General features: G+C 56.3%; 16 protein-coding genes and 2 pseudogenes. 9 read left to right on the forward strand and 9 right to left on the reverse strand.

Translation table 11 applies throughout. The features are described from left to right. Positions 1–51 precede the first annotated feature (51 nt). Positions 52–2,214 (reverse strand): ATP-dependent DNA helicase DinG, encoded by a 2,163-nt coding sequence (dinG, locus tag O1V66_RS11620; RefSeq protein WP_045046857.1) that lies wholly within the window; start codon positions 2,212–2,214, stop codon positions 52–54. 282 nt (positions 2,215–2,496) lie between these two features. Here dinG and O1V66_RS11625 point away from each other — a divergent pair, with 282 nt between their 5' ends. Then, positions 2,497–3,600 carry a porin gene (locus tag O1V66_RS11625; RefSeq protein ID WP_045046286.1) on the forward strand — a complete coding sequence of 368 codons (1,104 nt, stop codon included), beginning with the start codon at positions 2,497–2,499 and terminating at the stop codon, positions 3,598–3,600. A gap of 211 nt (positions 3,601–3,811) precedes the next feature. Next, on the forward strand, positions 3,812–4,624 hold the full coding sequence (locus tag O1V66_RS11630; RefSeq protein WP_045046856.1) for a 5'-nucleotidase, lipoprotein e(P4) family: 813 nt from the start codon (positions 3,812–3,814) through the stop codon (positions 4,622–4,624). A gap of 133 nt (positions 4,625–4,757) precedes the next feature. Here O1V66_RS11630 and O1V66_RS11635 read toward each other — a convergent pair whose 3' ends face one another. After that, positions 4,758–5,279 carry a GNAT family N-acetyltransferase gene (locus O1V66_RS11635; RefSeq protein ID WP_241481362.1) on the reverse strand — a complete coding sequence of 174 codons (522 nt, stop codon included), beginning with the start codon at positions 5,277–5,279 and terminating at the stop codon, positions 4,758–4,760. 159 nt (positions 5,280–5,438) lie between these two features. Between O1V66_RS11635 and O1V66_RS11640 the strand changes: the two genes are divergently transcribed. After that, on the forward strand, positions 5,439–6,233 hold the full coding sequence (locus O1V66_RS11640; protein WP_045046284.1) for a MerR family transcriptional regulator: 795 nt from the start codon (positions 5,439–5,441) through the stop codon (positions 6,231–6,233). A gap of 52 nt (positions 6,234–6,285) precedes the next feature. Here O1V66_RS11640 and yedA read toward each other — a convergent pair whose 3' ends face one another. Next, a complete protein-coding gene (gene yedA, locus O1V66_RS11645) occupies positions 6,286–7,200 on the reverse strand; it encodes a drug/metabolite exporter YedA (RefSeq protein ID WP_045046283.1) in 915 nt (304 codons plus the stop codon). A gap of 209 nt (positions 7,201–7,409) precedes the next feature. On the opposite strand from yedA, the pseudogene O1V66_RS21775 reads away from it, so the two are divergent. Both O1V66_RS21775 and O1V66_RS11655 read left to right on the forward strand, forming a co-directional pair. Further along, positions 7,410–7,508 (forward strand): annotated as a pseudogene (locus O1V66_RS21775) (hypothetical protein); the annotation flags it as partial. Between the two features lie 251 nt (positions 7,509–7,759). Beyond that, a complete protein-coding gene (locus O1V66_RS11655; protein WP_152623562.1) occupies positions 7,760–8,317 on the forward strand; it encodes a hypothetical protein in 558 nt (185 codons plus the stop codon). Here O1V66_RS11655 and O1V66_RS11660 read toward each other — a convergent pair whose 3' ends face one another. The 4 genes from O1V66_RS11660 to osmF are packed head-to-tail and all read right to left on the reverse strand — an operon-like array spanning position 8,318 to position 12,104. Continuing rightward, complete coding sequence (locus tag O1V66_RS11660; RefSeq protein WP_152623561.1) at positions 8,318–9,085, reverse strand: ABC transporter permease; 768 nt, start codon at positions 9,083–9,085, stop codon at positions 8,318–8,320. It abuts the gene before it with no gap. Further along, on the reverse strand, positions 9,045–10,022 hold the full coding sequence (locus O1V66_RS11665; protein WP_269127502.1) for an ABC transporter ATP-binding protein: 978 nt from the start codon (positions 10,020–10,022) through the stop codon (positions 9,045–9,047). Before O1V66_RS11665 ends, O1V66_RS11660 begins: the two co-directional genes overlap by 41 nt. Beyond that, a complete protein-coding gene (locus O1V66_RS11670; protein ID WP_277619519.1) occupies positions 10,019–11,176 on the reverse strand; it encodes an ABC transporter permease in 1,158 nt (385 codons plus the stop codon). The genes O1V66_RS11665 and O1V66_RS11670 overlap by 4 nt, the downstream gene beginning before the upstream one ends. A 37-nt stretch (positions 11,177–11,213) precedes the next feature. Then, positions 11,214–12,104, reverse strand: coding sequence for a glycine betaine ABC transporter substrate-binding protein OsmF (osmF, locus tag O1V66_RS11675; protein WP_241481361.1), 891 nt, complete (start codon positions 12,102–12,104; stop codon positions 11,214–11,216). Positions 12,105–12,414: 310 nt separating this feature from the next. Between osmF and O1V66_RS11680 the strand changes: the two genes are divergently transcribed. Next, the gene (locus tag O1V66_RS11680; protein ID WP_045046279.1) at positions 12,415–13,467 is read left to right on the forward strand and encodes an NAD(P)-dependent alcohol dehydrogenase; all 1,053 of its coding nucleotides are present in this window, start codon (positions 12,415–12,417) and stop codon (positions 13,465–13,467) included. A 78-nt stretch (positions 13,468–13,545) separates the two neighbouring features. Beyond that, positions 13,546–15,042, forward strand: a complete 1,497-nt coding sequence (locus O1V66_RS11685) for an MFS transporter (protein WP_045046278.1) — start codon at positions 13,546–13,548, stop codon at positions 15,040–15,042. Positions 15,043–15,076: 34 nt separating this feature from the next. Here the strand turns inward: O1V66_RS11685 and O1V66_RS11690 are convergent, their stop codons facing one another. Then, on the reverse strand, positions 15,077–16,183 hold the full coding sequence (locus O1V66_RS11690) for a suppressor of fused domain protein (RefSeq protein ID WP_045046277.1): 1,107 nt from the start codon (positions 16,181–16,183) through the stop codon (positions 15,077–15,079). A gap of 133 nt (positions 16,184–16,316) precedes the next feature. Beyond that, positions 16,317–17,212 (reverse strand): annotated as a pseudogene (locus tag O1V66_RS11695) (LysR family transcriptional regulator). Positions 17,213–17,355: 143 nt separating this feature from the next. Here O1V66_RS11695 and O1V66_RS11700 point away from each other — a divergent pair. Both O1V66_RS11700 and O1V66_RS11705 read left to right on the forward strand, forming a co-directional pair. Beyond that, the gene (locus O1V66_RS11700) at positions 17,356–18,690 is read left to right on the forward strand and encodes a M20 family metallo-hydrolase (RefSeq protein WP_045046275.1); all 1,335 of its coding nucleotides are present in this window, start codon (positions 17,356–17,358) and stop codon (positions 18,688–18,690) included. A 4-nt stretch (positions 18,691–18,694) separates the two neighbouring features. After that, on the forward strand, positions 18,695–20,158 hold the full coding sequence (locus O1V66_RS11705; RefSeq protein ID WP_045046274.1) for a M20 family metallopeptidase: 1,464 nt from the start codon (positions 18,695–18,697) through the stop codon (positions 20,156–20,158). The last annotated feature ends 125 nt before the right edge of the window (positions 20,159–20,283 follow it).

Below are 20,283 nucleotides of genomic sequence, written 5' to 3' on the forward strand. Positions count from 1 at the left end.
AGCATAACCCAGCCTGCGCCTTGACGTCATTCGGAAAGGGCCAAACCCGCACTAGCGGCGTCGACGGGCCTTGATCACTCTGGTTTTCTTGAGCGGAACATATTTGTTGAAGCCGGGTTCCGGCATTTCGCGTTGCTCGATAGGGAAAACCGGCAGCGCGGCCAGCAGTCGCGGGCCGTAGTTTTTGGTCAGCAAACGCCTGTCATAGATGACGATTTCACCGCGACACTCGTGGCTGCGGATAAGCCGCCCCACTTGCTGAATCAGATTAAACGAGGCGCTCGGCAGACTCTGCACTTCAAACGGATAACGTTTCAGGGTTTTCAGCCATTCGCCTTCCGTGAGGATGACCGGGCTGTCGATAGGCGGGAAGGCAATCTTGTGGATATGCACCTGCGTCAGCAAGTCGCCTTTCAAGTCCAGCCCTTCGGCGAAAGATTGCAGCCCGACCAGCACGCTGACCTGCCCCGCCTCGACGCGCTCGCGATGCGCTTCCACCAGCCGATAGCGAGGCTGGTCGCCCTGCACCAGTAACATCAGTCGCAGGTCAGGCAACAGCTCGACAAACTGCTGCAACGCGCGATTGCTGGCAAACAGCACCAGCATGCCGCGATGTTTTTCGCTCGCCAGTTCGGCACGGAAGAAATCGCTCATCTCCTGAATATGCTGCGCTTCGTTGGCCATCAGCGGTTCGGTGCGCATCTGCGGGATGACGATTTTGCCCTGCTCGACATGATTAAACGGCGAATCCAGACTGATAAACTGGTCGCCCGCCTTTTCATTCAGGCCGCTCATCTCCTGCAGACGCGAGAAACTGTTCAGCGATCGCAGCGTGGCCGAGGTCACGACCACGTGCGGCACTTTGCGCCAGAGCATTTTTTCCAGCTGATCGCTCACGCGAATGCCGACGCAGTGAAACACCAGATGTGTCTGGTTATCGAAAAAGGCGCGCGTCACCCATTTGCCGATGGGCGCGTTGGAGGCTTTATCGAGCGCTGCCAATCGCCAGAGTTTGGTCATGGTTTCGAGATAGCCGAGCATGCGGCTCATCTGCAAGATAGCGCGGTGCAGGCGGGCAATATCGTGTTTGCCGGTCTTCTCCGCCAAATCGTTGAGCATGTATTCGGCCAGGCTGCGCAGTGCATCGGTCAGCTTGAACAGGCGCGCGCAAAGTTCGGTCAGCTCGGGTGGCAGCGCGCCCATCTCGAAGCGATATTCCGCCTCGGGCACGTCGGCCGGCACATAAACCGTTATTTGCTGTTCAATCAGCAGCAACAGCTCGCGCATTTCGGCAACGTGATTGTGCAGACGTTCGGCGTTGGCGAGCGGCGGCGGATTTTTGGGAGTAAACAGCGCAATGCACTGCTCAATCTGGCGCATGAAGTTATCGAGTTGCAGATGATTCCACACGGCGGTGATTTCGGCATCGACCTCCAGCGCATCGCGCGCCACTTCAGGCAGATGATGGCCTTCGTCGAGCACCAGCAGCAGATCCTTGGCATTGGGCAGCACCGATTCCGATTCCAGCGCGGCCATCACCAGCGCGTGATTGGTGACCACCACATCGGCACTCTCAATCTCTTTTCGCGCCACAAAATACGGGCATTCGCGGTAATAGTGGCAGTTACGTCCCAGACAGTTGGCCTTGTCGGTACTGAGTTTCAGCCACAGCGGATCGTCGATGGTTTTTTTGTAGTGATCGCGTAGACCGTCCCACTCATAGCGGGCCAGCGCTTTTTCGAGCGTTGCACAAAATTGCTGCTCTTCCCCGGTTGACGGCGCCAGTTCATCGTCCAGAAACAGCCCGAGATCGCCCTGCGCATTTTCATTGCTCATCATCGACAGGTTTCGCGGGCACACGTAGCGCCCACGGCCAAAGGCCCCGGTGAATTTCAGGTCGGGAATGATCTTTTTGAGCAGTGGCAGATCTTTACTGAAAATTTGATCCTGCAGCGCGACGTTGGCGGTGCTTATCACCAACGGTTTTTCTTCGGCGCGGCTCACGGCAATTCCAGGGATCAGGTACGACAGGGTTTTGCCGACGCCGGTTGGAGCCTCGATGGCAAGGTGGCGGGCAGAATCGCTGGTCAATGCCTTCGCGACCTCAGCTATCATCTGACGCTGCGGGGCTCGGGAGATAAAATCCGGAATTTGCTGCTGTAGGGCTTTGTACCACTGACTAATCTGATCTTTTACTGCGGAGGACAGCGCCATGCATCTCTTATCGTTTTCATAGGTTGCCGTCATTGTCCCACACTCGCCTGCCCACGTCAGCCGCAAATTGATGACATCGCCATTTAATTAGCAAGCTTATTAAAATCATTCACTTATTTTATTTATCGCCTTTTTTCGCTGTCATAAATTGATCACAAATATAAGGTAAAAATCTCTCGCTGCAAAAATTCCCACACGAGATGGAAATAACAGCACATACGATGACAGCGTCTTTTAAATAAAACGTGACACTCACGTTTAAACATAAATACAGGGTTTAAAATGAAACGTAATCTTCTGGCAATATTAATTCCATCATTACTGATTGCCACAGGCGCACATGCAGCGGAAATTTATAACAAGGACGGAAATAAACTCGATCTTTATGGTCGTGTCAAAGCCGAACATTATTTCTCTGATGCAAGCAGCAGTGATGGTGACCAGAGTTATGTCCGTTTTGGCTTTAAAGGTCAGACAAAAATCAGCGATGCCCTGACCGGTTATGGCCAGTGGGAATATCAGGTTGCCGACAACGTCTCCGAAGCGCAGGGTACCTCCGGTTCAAAAACCCGTCTCGGGTTTGCAGGGCTTAAATTCAACCAGTGGGGATCTTTTGACTACGGCCGCAACTACGGTGCGCTGTATGACATCGCGGGCTGGACCGATATGTTCCCGGAGTTTGGCGGCGATGGCTACACCAAGGCCGACCGCTTCATGACCGGTCGCGGCAACGGCATGGCGACCTACCGCAACCGCGGCTTCTTCGGGTTGGTCGACGGCCTGAATATCGCCCTGCAATACCAGGGTAAAAATGACGACAGCTCAACCCGCACCGCCAGCACCTCGAACGGTGACGGCTATGCAGCGGCCCTGACCTATGATATCGGCGCGGGCATCAGCGCGGGTGCCGGTTACACGTCTTCCGACCGCACCAATACCCAGGCCAATTCCGCATTGGGCGACGGCGATAAAGCCACCGCCTGGAACGCCGGCCTGAAATACGATAATAACGGCGTTTATCTCGCCGCTATCTATGCCGAAACCCGTCGCATGATTGCCATTAACGTTCCGGCCGGTTCTTCAAGTCAGACGCCTGCCGCAGTCAGCGGTTACGCCGATAAGGCCCAGACATTTGAAGCCGTCGCGCAATATCAGTTCGACTGGGGTCTTCGTCCGTCATTGGGTTATGTACAAACCAAAGCCAAAGATATTGAAGGCGTGGGTGATGCCGACCTGATTAAATATATTGACGTCGCTGCAACCTATTATTTCAATAAAAATATGTCGACATTCGTTGATTATAAAATAAACCGCCTTAGCGATGATAATAAATTAGGTCTGAATAATGACGACGTCGTGGCATTGGGTCTGACCTACCAGTTTTAACCGCCTTATAACTCGAAATGCCCTCGCTTTACCTTTATTTTCTGAATCTCTTGCCGGGCTCATCACCCGGCTTTTTTACGTCATAGGAAATGATTATTTCTGAAAAATAATGGTATTTTCAACCTGTTCCAGCCCGCTGAATCTGCTACATTTTAACCTCTTCGTTTAGGCAAAGACCGCTCTACACTCACACAGGAAGAAAACCATAATGATGAAAAAAGCTTCGCTTTACGGCACGGGTGCGCTGGTATTTCTGGCGCTGACAGGATGTGCCCAGCAGTCCAAATCCGAGGCCGCCGCGCAGTTAAACGATCAATCGGTCATGGCGCTGAACTGGTTCCAGCAGTCGGGTGAATATCAGGCGCTGGCCTATCAGGCCTTTACCACCGCGACCTACGCGTTTGACAAATCCCAGTCGTTAACCGGCAAACCGAAAGCGGTAGTGGTCGACCTCGACGAAACCATGATAGACAACAGCGCCTACAGTGCGTGGCAGGTTAAAGCCAACAAGCCGTTCGACGACAAGACCTGGTCGCAATGGACGCAGGCTAAAGAGGCCACCGCCGTACCGGGCGCGGTGAGTTTTGCCCAATATGTCGACAGCCACGGCGGAATAATGTTCTACGTCTCCAACCGTGACCACAAGGACTACGCCGCGACGGTTGCCAATCTGCAACGCCTCGGCTTCCCGAACGTCAATGAGCAGACGGTCCGGCTGAGCACCACGACCTCCAACAAGCAGGCCCGCTTTGACGCCATCAAGGCCGAAGGCTACAGCATCGTGCTGTATGTGGGTGACAACCTGAACGATTTCGGCGCGCTGACCTATCACAAGAGCAACGCCGAACGCCGCAACTTCGTCAACAGCAACCACAACAAGTTTGGCACCCAGTTTATCGTGCTGCCCAACCCGCTGTACGGCGATTGGGAAAGCGGTCTGGCACCGGGTTACAACAAGTTGACGCCCGAACAGAAACTGAAAGTACGCGACGATGCGCTGAAATCCTGGAGTGGAAAAGCCTAGATAGGGGCATCAGGTTTCCGTCTGCGAAATCCGTAGCCACAGGGCATTGAGACAAGGCGTTATCGCACGAAGGCAGGAGGTGGAAGGTGCGACCTCTTGCCTGTTTGCGCCCGTTCTTCTTGCCAACGCGTCGTCAGATTTTCTTGTACATCACACTGGTCGATTCCAGAACGCCTTTCGTGGACATGGCGTAGTCCGGAATAATGCCGGAAAGCTCATAGCCGAGCGAATGGTAGAGCGCCTGCGCCTCGCTATTGGTCACGGTATCGAGCACCAGAAGGGATTTGTTTTCGCTTTTGGCTACCTTTTCAATCATCTGCATCAGCTTTCTGGCAATTCCCTGCCTTCTTGCCTCTGGATGCACCAGCAACTTCACCACGTCGGCGCGATGTTCACCGTTACCGGGCATGTCGGTGACCAGCTGAACCGTGCCGACTATTCTGCCTTCCAGCCGCGCGACCAGAATGCGGCGATCGCCTGCGGCAAAGGCAGGCAACAGCTGATGCCAGAAGGCCAGCGCTTCGGCCTGCCCGAAAGGCGGTACAAAGCCGACGCTTGCCCCCAGCGCCACGCAACCTTCAAGTGTTTCGCTCAAACTCAGCAGATCGGCGCGCGAAAAATCCTGCGAATACGGCTCTTTTTTTAATTCACTGATGACTAACACGTGTTTTAATCCTTGAGATCGAGGGTGATAAATTCATAATAAACAACAATCCCTCGCGGTTGGCAACTTGTACAAGCACATTAAACGTGTACAAGTTGCCAGCGTAGGATTAGAGTAAGAACAAGCTGAGTCATTTAACGGAATATCTATATGTCTTTGTACAGCATCGGCGAGGTCGCACGCATTTGCGGCATCAATCCTGTCACACTGCGCGCCTGGCAGCGACGTTACGGTCTTCTCAAACCTCAACGCACTGAAGGTGGACACCGTTTATTTGATGAAAACGATCTCGAAACCATCCGCACCATTGTCGGCTGGATCAACCGCGGCGTCCCCGTTAGTCAGGTAAAAGGCCTGCTGGAAGAGACACCGGCACCGCAGACCAGTGGCTGGAGTCAGCTTGAACAGCAGTTGATGAGCGTGGTGCAGGAAGAAAAAACCCCCAGAATTCGTCAGTTGATTACCGAATTAAGTCGCGAATATCCGGCTGAAAATCTGGTCAACAATGTGCTCCGCCCTCTGCGCTCACGTCTTTCTTCAAATCCCTCAACCCATTATCTGCGCGGTCTGCTGGACGGTATTCTGATTGAACACGCCGTGGGCTGCATGAGCACGCAACATAAGAAAACGGGCAATAAAGCGCTATTGATGGGATGGGGAGATATCGACCGCATCGAGCTGTGGCTCGAGGCCATCGTGCGCAGCAGTGCCGGATACCAAATCGATCTGCTGCCCGACCCGTTCGTCGACCCGCAGGTGGAGAGTGTCAAGGCCGAGCAGATTTTGCTGTGGGCCGAAGGCCGCCTTAACCGCATCCAGCGGGCAAAATATCAGCATTGGCTGGAGTCCGGCGTACCGATTACGCTGCTGGGCAGCGCGGCCGTATTGATGCAATCCACAGATGAAGAAGCCGCCGAAAACGAAGGCGAGCCGCACGGCGTTTAGGCGGCGGCCCTCTGTTTGACGACCTTATCCCGAAAAAACCGACTTCCCGGGATTATTCGGCGGCGTCAGGGTCTTTCAGCGCGGGTTTGAATACAAAACGCCCGAGCGTCACCAGCAATACCGCTCCCAGAATCACGCCCAGCGCCAGCCATTCCACCGGCGACAATGACTCTCCGGCAAAGCCAATCCCGAGCAACACGGCAACGACAGGATTCACATAGGCATAGCTTGTCGCTATCGCAGGTCTGACCGTCTTTAGCAGAAACATGTAGGCGCTGACGGCAATCATCGAGCCAAAGACCACCAGATACGCCAGCGCCGCAAAACCGGCGGGTGACGGCACCTCGTGCAGACGTTCTCCGGCAAGAGAGCTTGCAATCAGCAGCGCGACACCGGCAATCAGCATCTCTGCCGCCCCGGCCATCAGCCCTTTCGGCAGTGTCACCCGTGCGCTCAAAACGGAGCCAAACGCCCAGCTCAACGACGCCATCAGAATCAGCAAAGCTCCCCAGGGATTGCCGTTGAGATTACTGCCGGTGTTCAGCAACACAATGCCGAACAGGCCGATTGCGACACCCGCCCACTCGAGACGACTGTTTGGCATGCCCCACATGCGGCTAAAACACAGGGTAAACAGCGGGACCGTGGCAACCATGACGGCCGCAATGCCCGAGGGCACATCAAGGTGTTCGGCGACGGTCACCAGCCCGTTGCCCACGGCGAGCAGGAGAATGCCAATCATACCGGCCGCCAGCCACTCGCGCAGCGCAGGCACGCTGTGGCCGCGCAGCAGCAGAAAAATAAACATCACGATGCCTGCCGTCAGGAAACGCAGACCGGCCATCATGAGCGGCGGCCAGCTTTCGACCCCGACGCGAATGACCAGATAGGTCGACCCCCAAATGAAATAGAGAGCAAAGAGCGCAGCAATCAGCGGCAGGAGCGAACGCAGGGCCGGAAGTGACATGGTATGAACTTATCAATGAAAAAGAGAGGCGGATAGTTAACGCCATCAAGGCACTGATGAGCAAGTTAACGCGTGCTATTGACCCAAAATTTCACGAGCGGCGCACGCAAAAGGGGGATGTAGAAAAGCATTCGCACAAATTATGACTGTGTCACCCCGCCTAAACGTCTTATAATCACAGCCTCTGTTTTTAACGAAGCTCGGCAAAAATGAATAATCTAGGTAAAAAACTGTTTATCGCCCTGTTTGGTCTTATGGCCATCGGCGCTATCGGCGGCGTGATGGTCGCAGGCTATGCCATTGTTATCGAAGAGCCTGTTAAGATGCCCGCCAGTGTACCGACGCCCTCTGCTGCGCCAGCCTCCTCTTCGACAGCCTCCTGAGACCTGCCGCGGCCAGGTCTGCTCATTTGCCGGCGCGATCCCGCATCGCGCTGCAACGTATTCACCTGCTGAATAGTTAACAGAATTCTCATTGAATATGAGCATTATTTTCCTTGCAGGCATTTATTTATAATGGCGGCTGATGTTTCCTGAATAATATTAAAAAGGAATGAATCATGCTGGCTATCTCAAGAAATATCCTTAGAAGTTCGCCCCTAAATCAACATATTGCCGTGTGGAACAAAGTCCCGACGCCCCGAGAAATGGTTGAAAGATTAAAAACCATAAATAATCGCAATATCGATTTCACGCCGACTCCGCCCAGACCCGCACGCGGGAAAATATTTTTCACCGCCGAGTTTCGCCAGCAGCAGACGGGTAAAAATGCGCTGGCCTACTCCGATGCGCTCTCCGACATGTTGCGTGGAACATCGCGTGAAACCTCGCGCCGCGTGCTGCGTCGTCATGATGAAACGCCCACTCCCTCTCGCGGTAACCCGAATGTTATCTCCCTATCAACCGCCAGGCCCAAACCGCCTTCCTGTTCAACGCCAACGCCCGCCGCGCCGTCATTCGTCACGATAACGCCCGAAGACATTGCCACGCCTTACGATGAATTTATCGCCTCTGCGGAGAAAATTCATCAAAGCTTGTTGAAAGCGGTGAATATCTTGTCCCAGTTTTCCGAAGACAACGGCACGGCGCATTATTTGAAATCCGTGGTGTCATCGTAATTATCGCTGCGCGCGGGATTGCCCATATTGTAAACGTCGGCTCCAGCGTTCAAAGGCCATGTCGACAATAATCGCCAGCAGCGCAATGACCAATGCTCCCTGCAAAACGTAGGCCGTATTGAAGCCGCTGAGGCCGATAATAATCGGCGAGCCTAGACTCTGCGTGCCGACGGTTGCGGCAATGGCCGCCGTCCCGATATTGATAATCACCGAGGTGCGAACACCCGCTAAAATCACGGGCGAGGCAAGGGGCAATTCGACGCGGCTCAGAATTTGCCAACGGCTCATGCCAACCCCTTCGGCAATCTCGCGGGCAGAAGACGGCACCGACTCGATGCCCGCGATCGTGCCTTGCAAAATCGGCAGCAAACCGTAGAGCACCAACGCAATAATCGCCGGTTTTTCACTGAAACCCATCACCGGCACCGCAACGGCCAGCACGGCCACCGGCGGAAAGGTCTGCCCCATCGCGACCAGCGTCTCGACCAGCGCGCGAAACTCCCTGCCAGCCCGCCGCGTTACGCCAATACCCGCCAGCATGCCGATAACAACGGCAATAAGACTGGAGATGCCGACCAGCAGCAGATGCGCGATAACCAGACTGGCAAAGCTGTCCTGAAGATACACCGGACGATCCAGCGCCGGAAACAGCGCATGGAACAGCCAGCCGAGCGAACTCATGCCAAACACCAGCGCGAGAAAAGCTACGATGACCCAGCCAAGCGGATCACACACCACGCGCCTCACCCGCGACGCACCGGCCTTCATGCACCCTCCTGGTCTCGGCAATCAGGTCGGAGAAATGCAGCACGCCCAGAGACTGTCCGCTTTCATCCACCACCGGCAATCGCTCGGTATGACGGGCGACAAATACCGACAGCGCTTCACGCAAGGTCATGGAGGCGGCTATCGGCTCGCCTGCCGCCTGTTCACCCCGCCGCGTTCTGTCGCCAACCTGCGCCAGCGACAAAAGCTTGATGCCCATGTCACTGCGGCCAAAGAAGTCGCGCACAAACGGCGTAGCCGGGCGCGTCAGCATGTCGAGCGGCGTGCCCTGCTGCACGATTTTGCCTTCTCCGAGCAGCACGATGCGGTCGGCCAGCGCCAGCGCCTCGTCGATATCATGCGTCACCAGCACAATGGTGCGGCCCGACATCTGATGAATACGGGCAATCTCGTGTTGCAGCGTGGCGCGGGTGACGGGGTCCAGCGCGCCAAAAGGTTCATCCATCAGCAACACTTCCGGATCGGACGCCAACGCGCGCGCCACGCCCACCCGTTGCTGCTGACCGCCGGAAAGCTGATGCGGATAGCGCTGGCGAAACTGCTGCGGGTCCAGATGCAGCAACGTCATCAACTCCGTCACGCGATCGCGGATTCTGGCTTTCGGCCATTTCAGCAACTGCGGTACCGTGGCGATGTTCTCCTCCACCGTCCAGTGCGGAAACAGGCCAATCGATTGAATGGCGTATCCCATGCGGCGGCGCAGATCCTGCGCGCGAAATTTTTCGATGGGCTCGTCGGCGAAGGTGATTTGCCCTCTGTCGTGTTCAATCAGTCGATTGATCATTTTCAGAGTGGTCGATTTGCCCGACCCCGAGGTGCCAATCAGCACCGTAAATTCGCCCCTGGCAATGTGCAGGTCGATATCCTGCACCACCGCCTTGCCCGCAAAGTGTTTACTGACGCCGGAAAAAGTGATCATCTGCGTGCGGTCTCCAGCATTGAGACAAGAAATTTAAAGATACCGTCGACGATCGCGGCCATCAGCACCAACGGGATCACGCCGAGCAGCACCAGATCCAGCGCGCTGCTCAACAGGCCCTGAAACATGATGGCGCCCAATCCGCCTGCGCCAATCAGCGCGGCCACCATCGCCATGCCAACGGTCTGCACGGCCACAATCCGCACGCCGGAAAGAATGACCGGCAGCGCAATCGGAAACTGGACCTTGAGAAAAACCTGGGCACGGTTCAGCCCCATGCCGGTCGCGGATTCGATAACCGCAGGCGCGACGGAATGCATCCCCGCAATCACGCTGCGCACCAGCGGCAGCAACGAATACAGCACCAGCGCGATTATGGCCGGGGCTGCGCCAATGCCGCTGATGCCATGTGCGCCCAGCCACGGGATTGCGCGTGCCAGTCCGGCAAGCGGTGCCAGCAGCAGGCCAAAAAGCGCAATCGACGGCAAGGTTTGAATAATATTTAACACGGAGAGAATCGGTGGCCGCCAGCGTGGCGAACGGCTACAGAAAATACCGAGCGGCAAGCCGATAGCCAGCGACGGTACCAGCGTGCCGACAAGAATTCCCAGATGCTGCCAGAGAGCGGCATCAAAGACGTCGGCCCGATTGTCATACTCTTTGAGAAGCGAAAGCTGGGACAGCGCGCCGCTGGCCAGCAGAAAAATGACGGGCAGCGCGAGCTGAACGTTCAACACCACCCGCCAACTGTGATTGGCGGTGAAACGGCTGATGGCATCGGACGCGATAAGCAGACACAGCGCAGTGGTCGCCCAGAAACCGCCGCCAAACGAGATTCGCGCCAGGCTGTCTTCATCACCGCCCGTCAGCACTTCGGCCTGATGCCCTGCCAGCGCCACCAGCGCCGTGAACAACACCTCGGCCAGCATCAGACTGGCGAGATAACTCCCCTTCGACGGCGTGATGAACACCAGAACCAGCAGCAGAATCACGGGCAGCAGAAGCAGCGCGTTGATTCCCGAGAGCAGGCCGGGCAGCGGGATCCCCTGCCCCGACATCAATCGATTCGGCGCATGTGTGACAAAGGCCAAACCGGTTCCGGCAGCCATCAGCAGCAGCAAAAGCGTAAGCAGTACGCGATTTTTAACCCCAATATTCAAACTCTGTCTCCCTGCCTACGCCGGTTTCAGATTACGACTTCGCCTTGACGAATCCTTTCTGCTGCAGATATTTTGCCGCCACTTTCCTGGCGTCTGCGCCACCTACAGCAATCTGCGCGTTGAGTTTTTGCAGCGTTGGGCCATCCAGCGAGGCGAAGACCGGTTTCAGCAACTCGGGAATTTGCGGATATTCTTTCAAAACGGCTTCACGAATAATCGGCGTAGGCGCATAGATAGGCTGTACGCCTTTAGGATCCTGCAAGGTTTGCAGACCCAGCGCAGCAACCGGACCGTCCGTGCCATAAGCCATTGCGGCATTCACGCCAGACGTTTTCTCGGCCGCTGCCTTGAGGGTCACGGCGGTATCGCCACCGGCCAGCGACAGCAGCTGGTTCTGTTTCAGTTTGAAATCATAGGCATTTTCAAAGGCGGGCAGCGCATCGGGACGCTCGATGAATTCCGCCGAGGCCGCCAGCTTGAAGTCGCCGCCGCCGTTAATCCATTTACCAAGGTCTGACAGCGTTTGCAGATGATTCGCCGTGGCGATGTCCTGACGTACTGCAATCGTCCAGGTATTATTGGCCGGAGACGGGTCGAGCCAGACAATCTTGTTCTGATCGTAATCGAGCTTTTTCACCTTGTCATAGCCCTGACGGGCGTTTTTCCAGGCCGCATCTTTTTCATCGGAGAAGAAAAATGCGCCGTTTCCGGTGTATTCCGGATAGATATCGATTTCGCCGGCCGTGATCGCGCCGCGCAGCACTTTAGTGTTGCCCAGTTGCAGTTTATTGGTGGTTTTGATGCCGTTGGCATCGAGTACCTGAATAATCAGATTCCCCAGCAGCGAGCCTTCGGTATCGATTTTCGAGCCAACCTTGACGTTTTCCGCTGCCTGCGCAGAAAGACTCAGGCTACCGAGCATCGCCAGTGCCGCTGCGGCAGCTATACTTCTCAAACGAATATTTCCTGTTGCGCGCGCCATGTTATTTTCCTCTTGACGGGTAAAAGAGCGGCCGGGATCAAAGTAAAAAGTTGAAAATCCGTACATAAAATGAAGTGTTAAAAGGATAGTTCAAATTATGACGAGAGCACAAAACGGCCAGTCATAAAAACAGGTGCGGGAAGAGGAGTAAACTGACTTTACGTGCTTAGCTTTATCAAAATTTCGCTGAAAACATCCGAATGAATACAGCCCGCGACCACGCGGCATTTAATCGAATAATGAGGCAATTATGAGCAATGAGACCCCCTTTAGAACCATTCACGCCGCCGTTGTCGACAACCATCAACACCTGGTTTTCCGCGAACTGGAACTCGCCGAACCGCAGGAAAACGAAGTTGGCATAAAGATAGTGGCCTGCGGAATTTGCCACACCGATCTCGGTTTCATGACTGAAGGCGCGATTCTGGGCCATGAAGGTGCCGGCATCGTCGAGCGCGTGGGCAGCGCGGTTAAGTCCGTTAAACCCGGCGACCACGTGCTGCTCTCCTATCAGTCCTGCGGCCAATGCCCGCCTTGTAAAGACCGCCAGCCTTATGAATGCCAACATTTCAACAAACTGAATTTCGGCTTTCAACGCCTTGACGGCAGCAGTGCATATCCTGAAAACGTACAGGGACACTTCTTCGGCCAGTCGGCCTTCGCCGATTACACGCTGGTGACCGAACAGAATCTGGTGAAAATTCCAGACGATCTGCCGCTCGAGGTATTGGCTCCGCTGGGCTGTGGCGTGCAAACGGGCGCAGGTACGGTATTCAATACCTTAAACGTACAGCCCGGCGAGAGTCTGATGGTGATGGGCACCGGGGCGGTTGGTCTGTCTGCCGTAATGGCGGCGAAAATCGCCGGTGCGAAGACCATTATTGCCGTCGATCGCTCCCCCGCCCGTCTGGCGCTGGCGAGTAAACTGGGCGCGACCGAAACCATCAACTCGGATCAGGAAAACTATCTGGCGACGCTGTGTCCGCATCTTGATTATGTCATCGACACCACCGGTATCGCGCATCTCGACGAACTGGGGCAAGACGTGCTGAAACAGGGTGGCACGCTGGTTCGTCTTACCGGATCGGCGGGCGAGCCGCTCACGCAAGGTCGTAAGGCTATCAGTGTGATTCAGGGGAATTCCGTCGCGCAGGAGTTTCTGCCCAAACTCATCGAATACTGGAAACAGGGACAATTCCCGCTGGAACAACTGATTACTTATTATGATTTTGACGATATCAATCGCGCGGTGAAAGACGCCCATCGGGGTAATGTCATCAAGGCGGTTTTGGTCTGGGAGTGAATAAGATTTAATTTACGCTTGTGATGCGGGTGTCTGGACGTCTATACTGCCTTTTTTAATAAAAGCGTAGTTAAAAAAATGTCTGACACTATTGCGGCCTCTTCCGCCGCCTCGACAGGGTATTCCCACACCTCAGGCGTCGGCTCCGAGCCGACGCTTATCCGTTCTGCGGCCGACATCACCCGTCTGGTTAATCAGGGCGCCACCAAGCTTAGCGATGCCCGCGTCGTGATTGCCATTGCGCTCGGAGGCGTTTTCCTCGACGCCTATGACCTCGGCGGTCTGGCCTTCGGCATGAAAGATATCACCCGCCAGTTCGGGCTGACGCCGTCGGGCGCAGGTATGGTTGCCTCGGCCATTACCCTTGGCGCAATCGTTGGCGCGCTGTTCGGCGGCTATCTTACCGACAAGATTGGCCGTTATCGTGTCTTCATGGCCGACATGTTCTTCTTCGTGGTGGCGGCATTGGCCTGCGCCTTTGCGCCCAACGAGTGGGTGCTGGGCGGGTCGCGCTTCGTGATGGGCGTCGGTGTCGGTATCGATCTGCCGGTCGCGATGGCGTTTCTGGCCGAGTTCTCCAAGCTTTCGGGGCGGGGCAACAAGGCGTCCCGGGTGGCGATGTGGTGCCCGACCTGGTACGCGGCTATCAGTATTTCCTATCTGCTGGTGTTGCTGCTTTATGCGGTGCTGCCTGCCGATCAGACCGGTATTCTGTGGCGCATCATCCTCGGATTCGGGGCGGTGCCTGCACTGCTCATCATCGCGATTCGCCACCGCTACATGAATGAATCGCCGGTCTGGACCGCCAATCAGGGCGATCTTGAAGGCGCGGCGGCCATTTTGCGTCGCTCCTACAATATCAATGTCGAAGTGGCGAAAGAGGCCACTCTGCAACCACAGCCGGAAGTCCGTAAAGCCGCATGGAGCAACTATGGCGAGCTGCTGAAGGGTGTCTATCTGAAGCGCACCATTCTGGCGACCGTGACCTCGCTGGTGTCACCGTTTGCCTACAATGCCGTGGCCTTTGGCTTGCCGGTTATCCTCTCGACCTTCCTTGCGCAGTCGATGATGAGCACCATTCTGTTCTCGCTCGGCCTCAATCTGTGCTTTGCGTTTGTTGGCGGCTTGCTGGCGGTGCGTTTTGTGCCGGTGCTGGGGGCCTGGAATATGACGGTGGCAGGATATGCACTGCAACTGATTGCGATGATTGGTCTGGCGGTAGTCGGCCATCCGGACAACGGTACGCAGGCGGCGATTTCCATCTCGATGCTGGCGCTGTTCCTGTTTGGTCAGGGGATTGGTCCGGGTTCGCATACCATGACTTTCGCCTCGCTGAGCTACCCGACTTCGCTGCGCGGTGTGGGCGTCGGTTTCAACCAGATTCTGGTGCGTGCAAGCTCGACCGCCTCGCTGTTTCTGTTCCCGGTGCTGTCGGCCGCCCTCGGCACCGGCGTGTTCTGGGTGATTGCCTTCGCGCCGCTGATAGGTCTGATTGTGCTGATGGCGATTCGCTGGGAACCGTCGGGATATGACGTGGATGCCGAAGATTTTGACGTGAAAACGGTGAAAGGCTAAGCACAACGCCCCCACAATATTGTGGGGGCGGGATTTATACCACCGGCGATCGCGGTGCGAAGACGGGATGTAAACCAGATTCGACAAGCAGCGCCACCAATTCGTGACCGCCATTGGGCTGACTCTGCGCAAACTCGATTTCACTGGCAAAAATCGGGCTTATCCAGAACAGATTGACCGGATCGCCATAACAGCGCGGCATCTCGATTTTGCCGAGCGGCGCGCCGAGCGTGGCGGAAACGATATGCCCCTCATAACCCAAAGGCGCAACCGGCGACAGCAAGGTGTGCGCCTCCCCCAGCCAGCTCAGCGTGTCCCACGGCAACTGGGCGTAAGCCGACATCGCACTGGCCATCTGCACCGCATTGGCTTCATCGACATACTCTTTGCCCACGGCAAACGCCAGTTCAATCCGCCGATGCGCTTCGGCCTCATCGTTATAGATAAGCTCAATCTGCGGCATCGGCCGAATGCTCATTCCCAGCGTAAAGAAGTAGTAGTTCTCGTCATCTTCATGCTGCGAAATCGCCATCGGCGGCCAGGTGCCCTGATCAATGGAGTAGTATTTTACCGCCGGACCAAACCGCTGCTCGTAGGCCCCGATGAAATTGCGTTGCAGTTTCGGCCAGGGATTATGGTCTTCGTTTTGCCAATCTCGCCAGAACTGCCGTGTTTTTTCCGCCAGCGCGTACTGGGTATTGGTGGAAGCGGAACCGAGCGGGAAGGTCAGCGGATTCTGCTGAATACAGCCCGCAGAATAACTTACGGAATGCTCGATATACAGACTCCAGCCGGGAATAACCGCCAGCAATAACCCCTGATACCAGAGAGCCGCCCCGTCGTCGCTTTCATTCCACAGAATTTGAATCCCGGCGGGATCCAGCGGCGCTTCGGCTTCAAGGCTGCGGCAGAACGGGGCCGCCAGCATCGGCGGCAGACCGTGTTCCAGCGCCAGCTCGTCATCCTGCGCCGGAGCGGGTGAAAGATTGCGTACCCAGCAACCGCGCATACGCGGAAAGCGGTCGCGCAGGTCTTCACGGGCATAGATATAGAGGTACACCACCCTCTCGTCCTGCTCGACGATGGCGGTCAGGGTCTTTTTATCGTTACTGACTTCAGCGAGTATTTCAGACTGGCGCATATCACCTCAACAGGATTAAGCCGCTTCTTGTTCTCATTCAAGAGATGTCATTTAGATAGAGTGTAGAACCTCTCTGCCCAGGGCATAACTGGCATAACTCTCAAAACGCGCGACAAACGGCACAAAGTGATGATTAGCGGCAATAAAGACGAAAAAGGTGGGCCAGATGGGCCGCCATCGGCGACAGCGTCGAGTCCTTTCGCTGAATTAAATGAAAAGTCGCCCTGGGCAGTGGCAGATCAAGGTCCAGCGCCGCCAGACTGGGGCCGATAACAGGATCATTGATGATGTCGGACGACAACACGGAGAGAAAGTCGGTCTTGGCAAGCAGACTGGTGCAGGACATAAAGGTTTCACAGACTACACTGACCTTCGGCTCCACGTCCATTTCACTGAACATTTCGTGCAGCAGCTTGTAATAGCTGCCTCGCGGCGTCGGCAGCGTCCAGTCGCAGTCCAGCAATTCGTTAATCGATCGCGCCTTTTCCAGCGGATGTCCGCGACGGCACACCACCCGATACTCTTTATCCATAAGTTTTTCGTATAACAGTTCGTTATCATAGGCACTGGGATAATAAGTGTTGATGGTGAAGTCCAATTGCCCCTGCCGAAGCTCGGGGATCATCGACACCAACTGCCCCTCGGCGATGCGCACCCTGACCTGCGGAAACTCGCGGTGAAAGCGGTCGATGACCTCGGGCATGATCGTACGCGCAATGCTCGCGCCGATACCAATATTGACCTGCCCGCTCGTCGCGCCCAGACGCTGGGCAATATCCTCCTGCGCGACCCGTAATTCCTCGAGAATCAGGCTGGCACGCTTGAAAAAATCTCGCCGCATTCGGTCAGGGTCACGCCCTGTCGGCGGCGAATAAACAGCTGCGCGCCAAGGCTGTCTTCCAGCTCTTTCACCGACTTGGTCAAGGCGGGTTGCGAGAGGTTCAGCAAGCGGCTGGCGGCCCGAATACTTCCCTGCCGACTGACGGCGACAAACGCCCGGAGCTGATGCATTTTGATGGAAGATGCCATGACTTTACCGATAACCCCTGATTATCACCTAAAAGATTTTGGCATCTTATACGCCGTGGTCGCTTTGTGTACATTGAATTAACGCAGCCACAGCGATTTTAGAATAACTATCACATTTTTGGCGATCCCCAAGAGAGTTCAACATGATTGAAGCAAACGATAAATCCTCACTCCAGGCGCTAAACGAGCGCGTTGATCGGCTTTTCCCCGCGCTTCGGCAGCAGCGTCGTGATTTGCATAAATATGCAGAATCGGGCTGGCTGGAGTTTCGCACCTCGACACTGGTGGCCGAGCGGCTCGACGAACTCGGCTATCGACTGCAATTAGGCCGCGAAGTCATCGATGCCGAGTCGCGTATGGGGCTGCCCACCGCCGACGTGTTGCAGCAGCAGGAGCAGCGCGCCCTCGAGCAAGGCGCCATTGCCCGCTGGATGCCGCATTTCTCCGGCGGTTTCACCGGCATTGTGGCCACGCTCGAAACCGGCAATCCGGGGCCGGTTATCGCCTATCGGGTCGATATGGATGCGCTGGATCTCAATGAAGTATTGAACGACGAGCATCGTCCCTATCGTGAAGGTTTTGCGTCGCTCAACAGCGGAATGATGCATGCCTGCGGTCATGACGGCCACACCACTATCGGACTTGGCCTCGCGCAACTGCTGATGGAGATGCGCGAGCAACTGTGCGGCACTCTCAAGCTGATTTTTCAGCCAGCAGAGGAAGGCACGCGTGGCGCGAAATCAATGGTCGCGGCGGGGGTAGTCGATGATGTGGATTTCTTTACGGCGGTGCACATCGGCACGGGCGTGCCGGCTCATCATATCGTTTGCGGCAACGACACCTTCATGGCAACCACCAAGCTGGATGTCATCTTTACCGGCGTGGCGGCGCACGCGGGCGGCAATCCCGAACAGGGGCGCAATGCCCTGCTGGCGGCGGCGCAGGCCACTCTGGGCCTCCATGCCCTGCCTCGCCACAGCGGCGGCAGTTCGCGCATCAACGTCGGGGTGCTACAGGCTGGCACCGGCCGTAACGTGGTGCCTTCCAGCGCGATGATGAAAGTCGAAACACGCGGCGCGACCAACGAGGTCAACGAGTTTATCTATCAGCAGGCGCTGAAGGTGATTTCCGGCGCGGCGGAAATGTATCAGGTGCAGGTTGAAACTCGTTTGATGGGCGCGGCACAGAGCAGCAAACCGACCGCACCGTGGGTGCATTACATTCATCGACAGGCCGAAAACCTGGGAGTGTTTGAGAAGATCATCGACCGTCAGGAAGGCGCTGCCGGCTCGGAAGACGCGACCTACATGATGGAGCGCGTGAAATCGCTGGGCGGTCAGGCCTCCTACGTCATTTTCGGCACTGACCTCAGCGCGGGCCATCACAACGAAAAATTCGATTTCGACGAGCACGTCATGACGCAGGGCATCAAGACGCTGGCCGCTCTGGCCCTCAATATCTCGACCTTCAAGGAGTAACCGCATGACCGCCAATCCGCACATTCTCGAATTCGTCAGCGATTTTATCGACACTCGGCGCGACGTGCTGTCGGCCATCAGCGATAAAATCTGGGATCACCCCGAAACGCGTTTTGAAGAGTCGTTCTCTTCGGCTCTGCTGGCCGACAAGCTTGAGGATTCGGGTTTTCACGTCGAGCGCGGCGTGGGCGGCATGGACACCGCGTTCATCGCCAGTATCGGCGAAGGCAAACCGGTCATCGCCCTGCTTGGCGAGTTCGATGCGCTGGCCGGACTCAGCCAGCAGGCGGGCAGCGCATCGCCGCAACCGCTCATTGAAAATGGCAATGGGCATGGCTGCGGGCATAATCTGCTTGGCACGGCGGCGCTCGGCGGCGCACTGGCGCTCAAGGCCTGGCTGGAAAACGAAGGGCTTCAAGGCACGGTGCGATTCTATGGCTGTCCGGGAGAAGAAGGCGGGTCGGGCAAAACCTTTATGGCGCGCGAAGGGTTGTTCGATGACGTCGATGCCGCCCTGACCTGGCATCCTGAAACCTTCAGCGGCATGTTCAGCAATCCGACGCTTGCCAATATTCAGGCGGCATTTCATTTCAAAGGGGCCGCCGCACACGCCGCGGCCGCGCCCCACCTTGGCCGTAGCGCGCTCGACGCCCTGACCCTGATGAACACCGGAGCCAATTTCCTGCGCGAGCACATCATTCAGGAAGCGCGCCTGCATTATGCAGTGACCAATGCGGGCGGGATCTCGCCGAATGTCGTTCAGGCCGATGCCGAAGTGCTCTATCTGGTGCGCGCGCCGCAAAGGGATCAGGCGCAGGCCATTTTCGACCGCGTAGTGAATATCGCCAAAGGTGCGGCGCTGATGACCGACACCACGATGACCGTTCGTTTCGACAAGGCCTGTTCCAACTATGCGCCAAATCGTCAGCTCGAATCGTTGATGTATACGTACGTCAGCGCTCTGGGCACGCCGGTCTACAGTGATGAAGAGAAACAGTTTGCAGACGCGATTTACGCCACCCTGTCGGAACAGGATATCGACAACAGCCTGAACAGCATGGCGAAAACCGGCGGTGCCGAAGGCCGCGAATTTGCCGAGACGCTGCGCCATTCGCCACTGACCGATGCCGTCGCGCCCTACTGTGCCAACGACAATATCCTCTATGGCTCGACCGACGTGGGCGATGTCAGCTGGCTGGTGCCGACCGCGCAGTGTTTCAGCCCGTGCTTTGTGGTCGGATCTCCGCTGCACACCTGGCAAATCGTGTCGCAGGGCAGAACCTCGCTGGCGCACAAAGGGATGTGTCTGGCCGCCAAAGTGATGGCTTCCACCGCTGCTGCGCTGTTCAAGGACCCGGACCGGCTCGCGGCCTGCAAGGCGGAACACGAGGCCGTTCGCGCGCGCAGGCCCTATGTCTGCCCCATTCCCGAGGGTATCAAGCCTTCGCCGTTGAACGCAAAGGTGTAAACCTTCACTTTCCAGTCAAGTCACGATACAAAGACTGACTGCGCCGCGCCGATAATCGTTCACCTTCGGCGCGGCGCAGATAAAAATAGCGCCAAAACAGCGCCCTATAACAACAAACCGCACGG

This window comes from Rouxiella chamberiensis (genome assembly GCF_026967475.1).
Lineage (GTDB): Bacteria > Pseudomonadota > Gammaproteobacteria > Enterobacterales > Enterobacteriaceae > Rouxiella > Rouxiella chamberiensis.